Source organism: Kitasatospora sp. NPDC114501 (assembly GCF_055633695.1).
This window is the reverse complement of sequence record NZ_JBVKDS010000003.1, coordinates 456,320-471,006: the sequence shown is the minus strand read 5'-3', so window position 1 is coordinate 471,006 and position 14,687 is coordinate 456,320. Positions and strand designations below refer to the sequence as shown.

12 protein-coding genes are annotated in these 14,687 nt (G+C 75.1%); 9 read left to right on the top strand and 3 right to left on the bottom strand.

The window, feature by feature from the left end; translation table 11 throughout:
• The first annotated feature begins 108 nt into the window (after positions 1–108).
• Positions 109–375, top strand: coding sequence for a hypothetical protein (locus tag ACZ7RU_RS08610; protein WP_470340122.1), 267 nt, complete (start codon positions 109–111; stop codon positions 373–375).
• A 69-nt stretch (positions 376–444) separates the two neighbouring features.
• On the opposite strand, the gene ACZ7RU_RS08605 is transcribed toward ACZ7RU_RS08610, so the two are convergent.
• On the bottom strand, positions 445–1,602 hold the full coding sequence (locus ACZ7RU_RS08605; RefSeq protein ID WP_470340121.1) for an acyl-CoA dehydrogenase family protein: 1,158 nt from the start codon (positions 1,600–1,602) through the stop codon (positions 445–447).
• A gap of 273 nt (positions 1,603–1,875) precedes the next feature.
• On the opposite strand from ACZ7RU_RS08605, the gene ACZ7RU_RS08600 reads away from it, so the two are divergent.
• Positions 1,876–3,039, top strand: a complete 1,164-nt coding sequence (locus ACZ7RU_RS08600; protein ID WP_470340120.1) for a TetR/AcrR family transcriptional regulator — start codon at positions 1,876–1,878, stop codon at positions 3,037–3,039.
• Here ACZ7RU_RS08600 and ACZ7RU_RS08595 read toward each other — a convergent pair.
• Positions 3,036–3,374, bottom strand: coding sequence for a hypothetical protein (locus tag ACZ7RU_RS08595; RefSeq protein WP_470340119.1), 339 nt, complete (start codon positions 3,372–3,374; stop codon positions 3,036–3,038). The genes ACZ7RU_RS08600 and ACZ7RU_RS08595 overlap by 4 nt on opposite strands.
• Positions 3,375–3,663: 289 nt before the next feature.
• Between ACZ7RU_RS08595 and ACZ7RU_RS08590 the strand changes: the two genes are divergently transcribed.
• The 6 genes from ACZ7RU_RS08590 to ACZ7RU_RS08565 all read left to right on the top strand — a co-directional run bounded on the left by ACZ7RU_RS08590 (position 3,664) and on the right by ACZ7RU_RS08565 (position 13,641).
• A complete protein-coding gene (locus ACZ7RU_RS08590) occupies positions 3,664–5,610 on the top strand; it encodes an ATP-binding protein (protein WP_470340118.1) in 1,947 nt (648 codons plus the stop codon).
• Between the two features lie 61 nt (positions 5,611–5,671).
• On the top strand, positions 5,672–8,044 hold the full coding sequence (locus ACZ7RU_RS08585) for a hypothetical protein (RefSeq protein WP_470340117.1): 2,373 nt from the start codon (positions 5,672–5,674) through the stop codon (positions 8,042–8,044).
• Between the two features lie 207 nt (positions 8,045–8,251).
• A complete protein-coding gene (locus ACZ7RU_RS08580; RefSeq protein WP_470340116.1) occupies positions 8,252–8,905 on the top strand; it encodes a DedA family protein in 654 nt (217 codons plus the stop codon).
• Between the two features lie 206 nt (positions 8,906–9,111).
• The gene (locus ACZ7RU_RS08575; RefSeq protein WP_470340115.1) at positions 9,112–10,878 is read left to right on the top strand and encodes a threonine/serine exporter family protein; all 1,767 of its coding nucleotides are present in this window, start codon (positions 9,112–9,114) and stop codon (positions 10,876–10,878) included.
• Between the two features lie 89 nt (positions 10,879–10,967).
• Positions 10,968–12,059 carry a hypothetical protein gene (locus ACZ7RU_RS08570; RefSeq protein ID WP_470340114.1) on the top strand — a complete coding sequence of 364 codons (1,092 nt, stop codon included), beginning with the start codon at positions 10,968–10,970 and terminating at the stop codon, positions 12,057–12,059.
• A 298-nt stretch (positions 12,060–12,357) separates the two neighbouring features.
• Entirely contained in the window at positions 12,358–13,641 is a 1,284-nt protein-coding gene (locus ACZ7RU_RS08565) for a C40 family peptidase (RefSeq protein ID WP_470340113.1), read from the top strand.
• A gap of 43 nt (positions 13,642–13,684) precedes the next feature.
• Here the strand turns inward: ACZ7RU_RS08565 and ACZ7RU_RS08560 are convergent, their stop codons facing one another.
• Entirely contained in the window at positions 13,685–14,008 is a 324-nt protein-coding gene (locus ACZ7RU_RS08560) for a hypothetical protein (protein WP_470340112.1), read from the bottom strand.
• A 122-nt stretch (positions 14,009–14,130) separates the two neighbouring features.
• Here ACZ7RU_RS08560 and ACZ7RU_RS08555 point away from each other — a divergent pair, with 122 nt between their 5' ends.
• Complete coding sequence (locus ACZ7RU_RS08555) at positions 14,131–14,652, top strand: GNAT family N-acetyltransferase (protein ID WP_470340111.1); 522 nt, start codon at positions 14,131–14,133, stop codon at positions 14,650–14,652.
• Positions 14,653–14,687: the final 35 nt, after the last annotated feature.

The following is a 14,687-nucleotide window of genomic DNA, read 5'->3' as shown; positions in this document are numbered from 1 at the left end:
GGGTGCCCCGCACCCGGAGGCGCCGGAGCCGTCCGCTGCGGGAGGGGGAAGCGTCCGGTGCGAGCAGCCCGAGGTGCAGCCCCCGCCGACTGCCCGCATCGTGGAGGCATGGCGACCAACCAGAGAATCTTCAGCGGGTTCCAGGTCAACCGCTCGCTGCTGGCCGGCGGCGCGGTGCTCACCGCGATCGGCACGGCGCTCAGTGCGGCCGGGGCGACGATGGTCTGCGTGGCGCTGGTCACCGCGGGCCGGAGCTGGCTGCGCGGCCTCGAGACCCCGCCGACCGCCCTCGCCCAACGGGCCCTGCACGAGGCGCGGGTGGCGTCCACGGCCGGCTGGGAGGCCTGGCGCACCGAGCACGGCTCGCCCAACTAGGCCGGCCCGAGCCGGGCGGGCCCGACTGCGCGGGCCCGCCCGGCCGTCCTCCCCGGGGCCCGAACGGCCCTACAGCCCGAGCGACTTGGCGATGATGCTGCGCATGACCTCGCTGGTGCCGCCGTAGATCCGGAACACCCGGTTGTCGGTGTAGAGCCGGGCGATCGGGTACTCCAGGATGTAGCCGTAACCACCGTGCAGCTGGAGGCACTTGTCGATCACGGTGGACGCCGACTCGGTGCAGAACAGCTTCGCCGCGGCGGCGTCCGCGACGGTCAGCTCGCCGTCCTGGTACAGCTCCAGCGCCCGGTCCACCATCGACTGCTGCGCCACCACCTGGGCCTCGCAGTCGGCCAGGGTGAACTTGGTGTTCTGGAACTCGGCCACCGCCTTGCCGAACACCTTGCGGTCCTTGACGTACTGCACCGCGAACCGCACCGCCGCCGCGGACGCCGCGTACGCGCCGACGGCGATCGCCAGCCGCTCCTGCACCAGGTTGTGGGTCAGGTAGGAGAAGGCCCGGCCCTCCTCGCCGAGCAGGTTCTCCACCGGCACCCGGACGTCGCTGAACGCCAGCTCGGCGGTGTCCGAGGTGCGCAGGCCGATCTTCTGGAGCTTGCGGCCGACGGTGTAGCCCTCGGAGGCGGTGTCCACGCAGAGGATGGACAGCCCGGCCCGGCGGTTCTCCGGGTCGTACGGGGCGGTGCGGCAGACCACCAGGACCAGGTCGGCCAGCACGCCGCCGGTGATGAAGGTCTTGGCGCCGTTCAGGACGTAGTGGGTGCCGTCCTCGGAAAGCCGCGCGGTGGTGGTGATGCCCGCGAGGTCGGAGCCGGCGCCCGGCTCGGTCATCGCGATCGCGGTCATGATGTCGCCGGAGACGAAGCCGGGCAGCCAGCGCCGCTTCTGCTCCTCGTTCGCGTACTCCAGCAGGTACGGCAGCACCAGGCCGGTGTGCACGCCGGAGGACCCGAAGCTCACGCCCGCCCGGGCGGTCTCCTCGGCGATCACCGCCTGGTACTTGAAGCCGCTCTCGCCCGCGCCGCCGTACTCCTCCGGCACCTCGATGCCGTAGACGCCGAGCGCGCCGAGCTGCCGGTAGAAGTCGCGCGGCGGGTGGCCGTCGGCCTCCCAGCTCTCGTAGACCGGGACGACCTCGTTGGCGATGAAGTCCCGGATGGTCTCCCGGAAGGCCTCGTGGTCCTCGTTGAACACGGTGCGGCGCACGGCGGCGCTCCCTTCGACGGCACCGGCCGGGGCTGCCGACCGGGGCGGAACCTGCCTGGTGATGGCCCCACAAGTTAATCCGGGGTAGCTTCGGCTGTCCAGAGTCGGCCGGGGGTGAAGAGGCCGTGCGGAGGACGGCCGGCGGGGTACGAAGTGAATCCTTGCTAGCCTTCCGTCGACGCCGGCCCAGGCCGGTCCCGGCGTCGCTCCGGCGCCGCTCCGGTACCGGGCCGATGCCGGCCACTACCCGGCCGAACGGGAGGGAGGCTCGCCATGGTGGTCCGACGGCCGCCCGGGCGGCGCGCCCAGATCCTGGCCGTGGCCGCCGACCGCTTCCACCGCAGCGGCTACCACCAGGTCTCGATGACCGAGGTCGCCGCCGGCGTCGGCATCACCGCGCCCGCGCTCTACCGGCACTTCCGGGGCAAGCCCGAACTGCTCGACCGGGCCGTCCGGTTGGGCCTGGACGCGCTCGCCGAAGGCCTGCGATCGGCCCGCGGCACCGCCGACCTCGGTGCCGCGCTGGCCGCCGTCGCGGTCGGCCACCGCCCGCTCGGGACCCTGGTTCAGCGCGACGCCCGACTGCTGCCGCCGGCCCGGCGGGCGGCGCTGCGCCGGGAACTGCGCGCCGTCGTCGCCCTGATGGTCGCGGTGCTGCGCGCGGAGCGGCCGGAACTCCCGGCCGGGGACGCCGAGTTGCTCTGCTGGTCGGCGCTGTCGGCCTGCGCCGGGCTCTCCTACCAGTCGGCGGCGCCGCAGCCCCGACGGGCCGAGGCGCTGCTGCGCGAGCTGGTCGCGGCCGTCCTCGCGGTCTCCCTGGACGGTACGGCCGCGGGGCCCGGCGCCGCACCGGCGCCGGAGGCCAGGCCGCGGGCGCGCCGGGAGGAACTGCTCGCGGCGGCCGTGCGGCTGTTCCACCAGCGCGGTTTCGACAACGTCAGCACCGACCAACTCGGCGCCGCCGTCGGCATCTCCGGCCCCAGCGTGTACCGGCACTTCGACAGCAAGGCCGAGCTGCTCGCCGCCTCGCTGGTGCGCAGCCGGGAGCGGCTCTGGCACGAGGTGGACGGCGCGATCGCGGCCGCCGCCGGGCCCGGGGCGGCGCTCGGGGCCGGGCTGGGCGCGTACGTCGGCTTCGCGCTGCGCAACGGGGACTACCTGGGCGCGATGCTCAGCGAGACGGAGCGGCTGGCCCCGCCCGACCGCCGGGCCGCGGTGGACTTCCGGCGGGACTTCCTGCGCACCTGGGTCGGGCTGCTGCGGCAGGTGCGCCCCGACTGCGACCCGGCGGCCGCCCGGATCCGGGTGCACGCGCTGTTCGCGCTGGTCAACGACGGGGTGCGGAACCGCCCGCACAGCGCCCGGCCGGACCTGGGGGACTGCCTGCTGCGGCTCGGCCGGGCGGTGCTGGGGATCCCGGGGGACGGGCCCGGTTAGCGGACGCGCGGGCGGGGGGCCTGGGCGTCGGTGCCGCCGTTGCCGCTGCCGTTGCCGTTGCCCTGGAGGGCGCCGACGGTCCCGCTGTTGCCCGTCACCGCGACGCCGTTGGTCTGGTTGCTCGCACCCGAACCGGTGGCCGTCTGCTGGGTGTTGACCACGTTGCCGTGCACATCGCCGATGATGTTGCCGGAGCCGGCGTTGTTCACCACGCTGCCGTTGAAGTGGTCGATCGCACCGGCGCCGTCGTCGGCGTGCGCGGTGGCGGCACCGAGACCGGCGAGGAGGAACGCCCCGAGGGCGGTGACGGCGGCGGCTGCGCGAATACGGGACACGCTGGTCTCCCTGAACTGGACGTGCGAATGGTGGCGTCGTCCGGAGTGGCCGCTCCGGGGCGCCATGGCCCTGACGTCGCGGATTCAGCATTCACCAGTGAGGTGGGCGAACTCCACCGGACGGGTGGCAATTCCCTCGATGGTGGAGGGTTGGTCAATTGGAAGTTGACCGCATTCCGTCATTCCCCGTCATGCCCCGCCATGCGCCGTCATTCCCCGTCATGCGCCGGGACGACGTCCGGAAGAAAGAAATGGTCGCCGGATAGTCGCACTGGCACACTGGGGCCCCATGTCTGACGGTGCCCTGCCCGAGCCCATTCCCGCCGAGGAACTGCGCACGACCGAGGTCGATCTCGGCGGCCTGGTGAACGTTCTCGCCACCCACCTCTACTCCACCCCGCTGGTCGCCCTGCGCGAACTCGTCCAGAACGCGCACGACTCGCACACCCGCCGGCTCCTGGAGGACCCGGACGGCGACCACCACCCGCTGATCCGGGTGCGCGCCGACGCCGCCCGGCGGACCGTCGCCATCGAGGACACCGGCGCCGGCCTGACCGAGCCCGAGATCCACTCCTACCTCGCCACCGTCGGCACCGGCTACACCCGGATGCTGCGCGAACTGACCGGCAACCAGGAGCTGATCGGCGCCTTCGGCCTGGGCTTCCTCTCCGCCTTCTCGGTCGCCGACGAGGTCACCGTCACCACCACCTCGCACCGCGAACCGCGGCTCGGCCACCGCTACCGCAGCCGCGGCGGCGAGCAGTACTGGGTCGAGCCGGTGCCCGCCCGGCCCCGCCCGGGCACGGTGGTCGAGCTGGCGCTCAAGGCCGAGCACGGCCACCTCGCCGACGAGGACGTCCTGCGCGAGGTGCTCGGCCGCTACTGCGTGCTGCTGCCGATCCCGGTCTACGTCGGCGAGGACGACCAGCCGGTCAACTCCGTCGAGGTGCCCTGGCGGCAGACCGTGGAGGGGGACCGGTACGCCGCCCGGATGCGCTTCGCCACCGCCTTCGGCCGCCGCTTCGAGCCGCTCACCGCCTTCCCGGTGCTGCCCGTCGAGGGGAAGGCCGGGGGGAAGGACGACGGGGAAGGGGCCGTCGCGGGCGGCACCGACGCGGTCGGCCTGCTCTGGGTCCAGGACGGCGGCACCTACGGCAGCAGCGACAACCGCGACCTCGCCGTCTACCTGCGCGGCATGCTGCTCGCCGAGGACGCCCGCGACCTGCTGCCCCGCTGGGCCGGGTTCATCGGCGGCGTGGTCGAGTCCAACCGGCTCACCCCCACCGCCAGCCGCGAGGACCTCCAGCGCGACGAGCACTACCACGCACTCCGGCAGGCCCTCGCCGACGCCATCGTGGACGGCCTGTACGAGACCGCCCGGCTGCGGCCCGCGGCCTGGCGCCGCATCCTCACCCGGCACGGGAACGACCTGCTCGGCGCCGCGCTCTGCGACGAGCGGCTGTTCACCCTGCTGGCCGACGACGTCCCGGTGCCCACCTCGCAGGGCGACCTCACGGCCGGTGCGCTGCGGGCGGCGGGCGGCGGCGCGGTGCACGTCGCGCTCGGCAGCGGCGGCGGCTTCGAGGAGATGCTGTACCGGGCGATGCGGGTGCCGATCGCCCGTGGCGACCGCTACGCCGTCCTGCCGTTCCTGCGCCGCTACGCCCAGCTGCGCGGCTGCCGGGTGGTCGAGCTGGGCAGCGAGCAAGGCGACCGCGAGCTGTTCCGCGACCCGGAGCACCCGCTGCCGGAGCACGAGGCGGCCTGGCTGGCCGGCGCCCTCGCCGACCCGGGCGAGCAGCTCGTCCCGGCCCGCTTCGACCCGCCCGGCCTGCCGCTGGTGCTGGTGCCGGACCGCGAGGCCGAGCTGAAGGCCCGGATCGAGGACGACCAGGCGGACGCCCGGATACCGTCCGCCGCCCTGCGGCTGGCCCGCGCCTTCACCGCCCGCACCGACGGCGGGGTCCGGGCCCGGCTCTACCTCAACCTGGCCAGTCCGGCGGTGCGGGACCTGCTGGCCGCCTACCGCGCCGGGCACACCGGCAGCGCGACCGCGGCCGGGCTGCTCCGCTCGATCAAGGTGATCATGGCCGCGGCCTCGTCCGGTCCGTCCGAGGGCGACCTCACCGCCGCGCTGGCCGGCATCGGCACCGCGGTCTCCGCCCTGACCGCCGCCGTCCCGGCCGGCCTGCCGGAGGTCCCGGACAGCCCCGGCGCCCTCTCGGAGGAGCCGTGACCGACGGATTGTCAGTGGGGTGCGGTAGACAACTCATCAGCACGACGCAGGGGGAACGGGAATGACCACCGACATCTGGGCCTGGGTGCGCGACACCCACCGGCAGCTGGCCGAGGCCGGCCAGCACCGGCTGGCCGACGCCATCGTCGAGCTGCCCGAGCACGCCACCGCGGGGCGCAACGAGCAGCTGGACGCGCTCTACCCGGAGGCGGTGGCCGCCGCCCGGGCGCTCGGCCTGCCCTGGGTCGAGGTCTACCTGCGGCACTGGCGGATGCAGAACCTGCTGAACAAGCGCCAGCAGGGCGAGGCGGTGCTGCCGGAGGCGGTCGACCTGCTGGACTTCGCGCACCGGGAGGAGACGGCTGGCTGCCCGCAGTCCGTCTGCGTGGTGCAGGACTTCGCGATCTGCCACGCCCGGGTCGACGGGCCGGGGTACGTGGCCGAGCGGCTCGCCGTGGTCGGCGAGACGCTGGACCGGATCGAGCCCGCCCGGGCCTGCTACGACTGCCTCTCCCGCGAGTACTCCGACGCCCTGGAGGACGACGGCCGGGCGGCCGAGGCGCTGGACTACCTGGACTCCGCGGCCAACCGGATGCGGGCGGCCGGCCAGCAGGTCTCGCTCCGCTTCCACCACGCCCGGGCCGGCACCCTGCACCTGCTGGGCCGGCACGAGGAGGTGCTGGAGCTGCTGGCGACGGCCGAGCGGGCCGAGCAGGCGCAGGGGCGCCGGCTGGACGAGCGCGACGAGCGCTGGGGCGCCCTGCTGCGGGCCCGCGCGCTCGCCTCGCTCGGCCGCTCCGAGGAGGCGCTCGCCCTGCTGCCCGAGCGGGCCGAGGCCGACCGGCACGCCGACCTGCGCGGCGCCTGGACGCAGACGGTCGAGCTGCTGGTCGCGGCCGGCGTCCAGGAGAACGACGCCGAGCTGGGCGCCGTCCTGGCCGGCTGGGTCGGCTACCTGGACGGCGTCGGCGCGCACCGGCCGTGCGTGGACCTGCTGCTGGCGGCGGGTCGGCTCGCGCTCGCCCGCGGCGCCCGCACGGTGGCGCTGACCCTCGCCGCGACCGGGGAGCGCAAGCTCACCCGGCTGCGGCGCACCGACGGCGTCTCCGAGCAGGTCGCGGCCCTGCGCGCGGCCGCCGAGGCACTGCCGGAGCCCGAGCTGCCCGTCCCGCCGGGCGAGCTGACGGCACACCTGGCCGAGGCCCGGGTGCCCTACGAGACCGGCGCCGACCTGCTCTCCGTCGCCCTGGACCGGTACCGGGGCGTGCAGGCCGGCGCCACCGGACTGGCGGTGCTCCTGGCCACCGTGCTGGGCGGCCTCGGCCACGCCCGCGCCGCGGCCGACGTGCTGTGGCGGTACCTGGAGGACGACCCGGAGGACCGCGAGCTGACCGGCGCGCTCGGCGAGATGCTGATCGACGCCCGGGACGCCGAGGGCATCCGCCGCCTCGCCGACCGGGTGGCCGCCTCCGCCCCGGCCGACGGGCACTGGATACGTGCCCGCTGGGCCGCCGCCGAGGGCCGCTGGGCCGAGGCGCTGGAGCAGTGCCGGGCGATTCTGGCGCTGGACGACGAGGTGCTCAACACCCGCCGCCTCGCCGCGCACGCCGCCACCGAGCTGGGCGACCACGCCACCGCGCAGCGGATGTACCAGAAACTGCTGGAGCGCGCGGCCCCGGCCGACGGCGTCGAGGGGGAGGGCGCCGAGGAGGAGGACGGCCACCGGACGGTCCAGGAGCCGGACCTGTGGCACCTGATCACCGCGGCCACCGCCAACCGGGACTGGGCCGTGGTCCGCTCCACCGGCGCGCTGCTCGGCATCGAGTTCGACGAGCCGCAGGGCCCGGTCGACGAGGAGTGGCAGCTGGTCACCGTCCGCGCCACCCGCACCAACGGCGCGACGTCCGACCTGCCCGCCCTGCGGACCGGTCCGGCCACCGCGCGCATCCTGCCGGTGCTCGGCGACGACCTGACGCTCAACCACGGCGACGTGGTGGTCTTCGCCCCGGCCCTGCTGGAGCGCCCGCCGGCCGAGGACGCCCCCGAGGAGGAGCGGCACCGCTGGCGCCCGGTGTTCGAGCTGCTCACCCTGCTCGACCCGGCCGGGTACACCACGTACTGGATCGACGGCGGCCGGCCCGGCGACGAGGCGTGGTCGGCGCTGCGCGAGGAGCTGCACGACGCGGGGTACGCGGTCTGGGTGTACAGCGGGGACGAGTACCGGATCACCGACCCGGCGGACGGCGGCGACACCCTGCCCGGCGTCTACGCGGCACTCGGCGTCCCGCCGACCGCCTCGGCCGCCGAGGCCGACGCCCTGCTGCGGCGGCTGACCGACGGCTGGGCGCACCCGCTCGCCTGGCCGGAACTGGCCAAGGCGGCCGGCGCCGACCTCGCCCGGCACGAGGAGACCGTCGAGCGCTACGGGCTCTGACCGCCTCCGACCGCACGGCCCCGGCGGGCTCCCGGGCCTCCGCCGGGGCCGTGCGCGCGGACGCGGCCCGGCACCGTCCAGTCCGGGCCGCCCGTACCTGTCCGGGCCGGCCGCAGCTCCGGCCGGGAACCATCCAGCCCCGCGCCGAGTCTTTGTCAATGCTTTACTGTTCCATTGCCAAGACTCGACCTCCGGAGTGCCCGCACCGTGACCAGCCTCGCCCTCGGCCCGTCCTGGCTCGATCCGACCACCCTGATCTCCACCTTCGGCCCGATCGGCATCCTGGCCATCGTCTTCGCCGAGTCCGGCCTGCTGATCGGCTTCTTCCTGCCGGGCGACTCGCTGCTGTTCACCACCGGCCTGCTGGTGGCCGGCGGCACCTACCTGCACCAGCCGCTCTGGCTGATCTGCGTGCTGATCGTGGCCGCCGCGGTGGCCGGGGACCAGGTCGGCTACCTCTTCGGCCGCAAGGTCGGCCCGAGCCTCTTCCGCCGCCCCGACTCCCGGGTCTTCAAGCAGGAGAACGTCGAGAAGGCCGCCGCCTTCTTCGACCGGCACGGCCCCAAGGCGATCGTGCTGGCCCGCTTCGTGCCGATCGTCCGCACCTTCACCCCGATCGTCGCCGGGGTGAGCAGGATGAACTACCGCACCTTCGTGGTGTTCAACGTGATCGGCGGCGTGCTCTGGGGCGGCGGCGTCACCGTGCTCGGCTACTTCCTGGGGCAGATCCCGTTCGTCCGGGACAACATCGAGGCCATCCTGGTCGGCATCGTGCTGGTCTCGGTGATCCCGGTGGCGATCGAGCTGCTGCGGGCCCGCCGTTCCGGCGCGGCCGACACCGCCCGCCACCGCGCCGGGTAGGCGTCCGCCGCTCCGGCCACGTGACGCCGCGTACATGTGCGTCAGGCTGTTCGATCAGGCAAGGTGTAACCCGAGATCGAGCGGTGGCCGGCGGCCACCAGGGGCGGCAAGGAGCGGAAGTGCCTAAGCGGGGCCGACCGGGTGCGGGCAAGCGGGCGAGGGGAGGCCGGTCGGTCCGACCGTCGCGGCAGGCACCCCCGAAGCCGGTGCACCCCGCCGACGCCCCGCCCACCGAGGGCCTGCTCGGCCACCCCGCCCCACCGGTCGAGCCCACCATCGTCATCCCGCTCGCCCCGCCCGCCCCGGAGACCAGGGGCCTGCTGGCGCCCGAGCCGGAGCCGACGCCCGAGCCGGTGCCCGCGTCGTCGGCCCGGCTCGACACCGGACGGGGCGAGGCCGCACGGTCCGACACCGGGCGGCCCGAGGCCGAGCGCCCGGCCCGCCGCCGCTCGGTCGCCGAGGACACCCTCACCCCCGAGGAGTGGCGGGCGGCCGGCTACACCCCGCCCACCGGCATCCCGGTCCCGGACCTGACCGCCGGCGCCCCCGGCGAGGTGCCCTGGCCGGACCGGATGCGCACCCTGCTGCGCACCCCGATGTCCGAGCGGCCCGCCTTCGAGCGCACCGCCCGGGAGATGCACCCCTCCGCGTCCGTCACCCGCAACGTCCCGCGCATCCTCGACCTGACGCTGCGCATCGGCGAGCTGCTGCTGGCCAGTGGCGAGGCTGCCGAGGACGTCGAGGCGGCGATGCTCGGCATCGCCCACGCCTACCGGCTGGACCGCTGCGAGCCGCAGGTCACCTTCACCCTGATCGGCATCTCGTACCAGCCGTCGCTGGTCGAGCCGCCGGTCACCGCCGACCGCGTGGTGCGCCGCCGCACCTCCGACTACACCCGGCTCGACGCGGTGTTCGAGCTGGTCGCGGACATCACCGCGGAGAAGGTGACGGTCAACGACGCCTACCGCCGGCTCGCGGTGATCCGCCGCAACCGGCACCCGTACCCGGCCTGGTTCCTCGCCCTGACCACCGGCCTGCTGGCCGGCGCGGCGACCTTCCTGGTCGGCGGGCGGATGGACGACAAGGCCTGGCTGGTGTTCGCGAGCGCCTTCGTCGCGGCCGTCCTCGGCGACCGGCTGGCCTCGACGCTGGCGCGGCGCCGGCTGCCGGAGTTCTACCAGTTCGTGGCGGCGGCGATGCCGGCCGCCGCGTCCGGCATCATCCTGTCGCTCAACGACTGGGGCCTGCGCGGCTCGGTCGTGATCACCGGCGGGCTGTTCGCCCTGCTGCCCGGGCGCGCCCTGGTCGCCGCCGTGCAGGACGGTCTGACCGGCTTCTACATCACCGCCGCGGCCCGTCTGCTGGAGGTGATCTACCTGGTCGCGGGCATCGTGATCGGGGTGATGGTGATCCTCTACCTGGGGGTCGGCTTCGAGGCGAACCTGCGCCCGGACGAGAGCCTGGCGGGCGTCAGCTACCCGCCGGTCCAGATGGTCGCCGCGATGCTGCTGACCCTGGCCTTCGCGACGCTGCTGCAGACCGACCGCCGCACGCTGGCCCTGGTCACCGTCAACAGCGGCATCGGCTGGGCCAGCTACGGCGCGCTGGTGTACAACGCGGGCGTCAACCCGATCGCGGCGACCGGCGTGGCGGCCGGGCTGGTCGGCCTCTTCGGCCAGCTGATGGCGCGCTACCGCAACGGTTCGGCGCTGCCGTACGTGACGGCGGCGATCGGCCCGCTGATGCCCGGTTCGGCGCTCTACCTCGGGATGCTCGCCTTCGCCCAGGGGCACTCCAGCGCCGGCCTGGTGTCGGTCTTCCGGGCGGCGGCCATCGCCATGGCGCTGGCGGTCGGGGTGAACCTGGGCGGCGAGATCGCCCGGCTGTTCCTGAAGCTGCCGGTCGGCGCCGAGCGCCCGTCGCTCTACCCGGTGGTGCCGCGCCGGGCGGCCAAGCGCACCCGGGGCTTCTGACCGGCCGTCGGCCCGGCGCCGGGGGGTGATCCGGGCCCGGGCCACGTCACGGCAGGCAGCACGCAGGACCAGGAACGAAGGTAAGACCCATGACGACACTGCTGGACGGCTACCGCGACCACATCGTCGCCGCCCACAAGCAACCGCTGTTCCTGCTGCTGGTCGGATTCATCACGTCCTTCGTCTTCATCCGGTTCAGCGTCCGGATGATCCGCGCCCAGGTGCGCTGGTGGCCGGGCAACGTGACCCCGGGCGGCCTGCACATCCACCACATGGTGTTCGGCCTGGGCTTCCTGCTGCTCGGCGGCATCGGGGTGTTCGCCACCTACGGCGGGCACCCGTGGATCGACTGGTTCGGGCTGGCCTTCGGCATCGGCTGCGGCCTGGTGCTGGACGAGTTCGCGCTGATCCTGCACCTGGACGACGTGTACTGGAGCGAACAGGGCCGCAAGTCGGTGGACGCGGTGATCTTCGGCATCCTGTTCACCTCCCTGCTGCTGGTCGGGTACGTGCCGCTCGGCGTGGTGCCGGGCGAGGAGACCAGGTGGGGCCTGGTCACGATCATCTCGGTGAACGCGCTGGCGTCGGTGATCACCCTGCTCAAGGGCAAGGTGTGGACCGGCCTGCTCGGGATCATGGTCCCCGGCCTGTCCTGGATCGGGGCGATCCGGCTGGGCCGCCCGAGCAGCCCGTGGGCCCGCTGGCGGTACGCCGCGCGCCCCCGCCGCCGGGCGCGCGCGCTGCGGCGCGAGCGTCTGCTGCACCGGCGCGCGGACCGGGCCCGCACCTGGCTGTTCGACCTGATCGCCGGGGCGCCCGACAAGGTCCCGGCCAACCACCCGGCCGCGCACCGGGTGGCCGAGCGGATGGCCGCCCGGGCCACCGCCCACCTCGACGCGCACGCCGCCCGGGCGCTGGCCCGCCGTCAGGCCCGGCTGGCCGACCGCCGCTCGGCCGCCGCGGCGGGGGCGGCGGGGGCGGCGGGGAGGGCCCGGGGCGTGGCGGACCCGGCGTCCGGGGCGGTCGAGGCCGCTCCGGTCCGCTCCGGGCTGGCGCAGCAGCGCCGCCGTACCGTACGGGCCGGGCGCAGCCGGGCCTTCGCCGTCGGTCCGACCGGGCTGGAGAGCCGGCCCGCGCGGCACCCCCGGTTGCGGACGCACACCCGCCGGATAGGGCGGTAGCCCGCCGCTCCGCGCCCGCTCCGGCGTCCGGCCCGGCTCCCGACCTTGGGCGCGGCCGCAGCCGAAGCTAGGTCGGATCATCCGATGGTCACCCGACCGGCGGAGCGCTTTCCAGGTACGGAGCCCGCCGGAATTGAGAACATGACCGTCATGTGACCGTTCTGTCACGTGATGGGATGATTCATCGGACCCCGCCGACCCCCGGCCCGGGCCGCCGTCCACCCGGACGCCGCGCACCGCCCGGACGCCGCGCACCGTCCGACGCCGTCCCCTCCGGACCCGTCAGAAGGGATGTCGCGTGGCGCACAGGCTCCTGCCGACCGTCCTGTTGTCCCTCACCGTCCTGCTCGGGCTGCTCCCGGCCGCCCAGGCCGCGCCGGTGGCCGGCGAACCGGTGGCCGGCGACCCGGCGGCCGACCGGGCCGGGGGAGAGGAGCCGTACCCGACCACCGAGGAGATCGACCGGGCCCGGGCCGAGGCCGAGGGCAAAGCCTCCTCCGCCGCCGCTCTGGAGGACGCGCTCACCGCCGCCCGGACCGAGCTGGACCGGGCCGCGCGCACCACCGAACAGGCCGTCGAGGCCTACAACGGCGCCCAGCTCGCCCTCGCCCGGGCCCGCGCCGAGGAGGACGCCGCCGCGCGGCGCGCCGCCGTCGCCGAGGCCGAGCGGGCGTCCGCCGCCGACGACGCGGCCCGGCTCGCGGCCGAGACGTACCGGCAGGGCGCGGGCGCCGAACTGTCCGCCCTCAACGCGCTGCTCGGCGCCCACGGCCCGCGCGAGGCGGGCGACCGCGCCGCCGCGGTCGGCCAGGTCAGCGAGCGCACCCGGCAGGTCCTGGACGCCGCCACCTCCACGGCCGCCGCCGCCCGCAGCGCCTCCGCCGCCGCCCGGGCCGCCGCCGAGGCCGCCGGGAAGGCCGCCGCCGAGGTCGGCGAGGCCAGGTCCCGGGCGGAACAGCGGCTGGCCGCCCAGCAGGTGGAGGTGGCCGCCGCCGGGCGCCGCCGCGAGCAGCTGCTCGTCGAACTGGCCGCCGCCCGGAACACCACCGTCGAGCTGGAGCGGCGACGCCGCGAGGCGCTGGAGGCGATCGCCGCCCGCGAGGCCGAGGCCGCCGCCCGGGCCGCCGCCGAGGCAGCGGCAACAGAGGCGGAGGCAGCCGAGGCGGCGAGAACCGCGCGGGCCCAGGCCGCGCCGCCCCACACCCGCCCGTGGTCGGCCGAGGGCGCGGCCGCCGCCGTCGCCTTCGCCAAGTCCAAGATCGGCCTGCCCTACGTCTGGGGCGGCGAGGGCCCGGACGGTTACGACTGCTCCGGGCTGACCATGATGGCCTGGCGCGAGGGCGGCCGGCAGCTCAACCACTTCGCCGCCGACCAGTACGCCCGGAGCACCCCGATCGACTACCGCCGACTGCGCCCAGGCGACCTGGTCTTCTGGACCACCACCGGTCGCGCCGCCGACATCCACCACGTCGGGCTCTACATCGGCGACGACCAGATGATCGAGGCCCCGCGGGCCGGCATGCCGGTCAAGCAGGCCAGCCTCTGGATCATGGGTACCCCGGACTTCTACGCCAGGCCGTAGCCGGCACCGGTCTCCGCCGTGTCCCGACGGCGGGCGGCACCGGCTACCGGCCGGACAGCGCGGCCACCTCCTGGCGGCTGCCGCGCAGCCGCACGACGGTCCAGACCCAGAGCGCGGCGAGCGGGAGCGACACCAGGAAGACGGCGAACGCGCGGCCGACCCGGCCGATCATCTCGGAGTCACAGGCCTCCGCCATGTGGAAGCCGGTCGGCTCGTAGAAGGCCGGCGCGCCGCAGAGCCCGTTGCCCGGGAGGAGGACCAGCCAGAGCGCCCAGAGCCAGCCCGCGACGGTCAGCCCGCCGACGAGCTTCGCCGCCAGCGCCCGGCCCTCGTGCTTCTTCGGCTCGCGGACGTACTCGTCCTCCATGGTGCCCCCGGCGTCGATCGTCCGTACCGAACCGGCACGAGGATGCCAGCCCGGGCCGCCCGGGCGCCACTGTCGGTGGGCCGCGTTAACGTGGCCGTCCGGACCGGCACTGAGGAGGCGTCATGCGACTGCGGGATGTTCGGGCGGAGGACGTCGAGGCGTACGTCCGGATGCGCTGCGATCCGGTGATGATGGCCGAACTGGGCGGCCCGCTGCCCCGGGAGCAGGTGGAGGCGCGGCTGCGCAAGGACCTCGCCCTGACGGCCGCCGACGGCCCCTGGATCAGGATGATCGTGCCGGACGGCGCCGAGGACGACGAGGCGGCGGGCACCGTCACGCTCTGGTCGGACGAGGAGGACGGCGTGACGGTCTCCGAGATCGGCTGGATGGTGCTGCCCGAGTACCAGGGCCGCGGACTCGCCAAGGCGGCCGTCCGCCAGGTGCTGGACGCCGCCGCCGCGAGCGGTCACTGGGGCGAGGTCCACGCCAACCCGGGGGTCGCCAACGGGCCGTCCAACGGGATCTGCCGGGCGCTCGGCTTCCGCCTGCTCGGCGAGCGGGACATCGACTTCGCGGGCCGTGTCCTGCGCACCAACCACTGGGTGGTGGTGCCGGGCGAGCACGTCGGGTCGGGCACGGAATAAATCGGGTGCCGCCGCCCGGAGGGCCGCCGTACGGT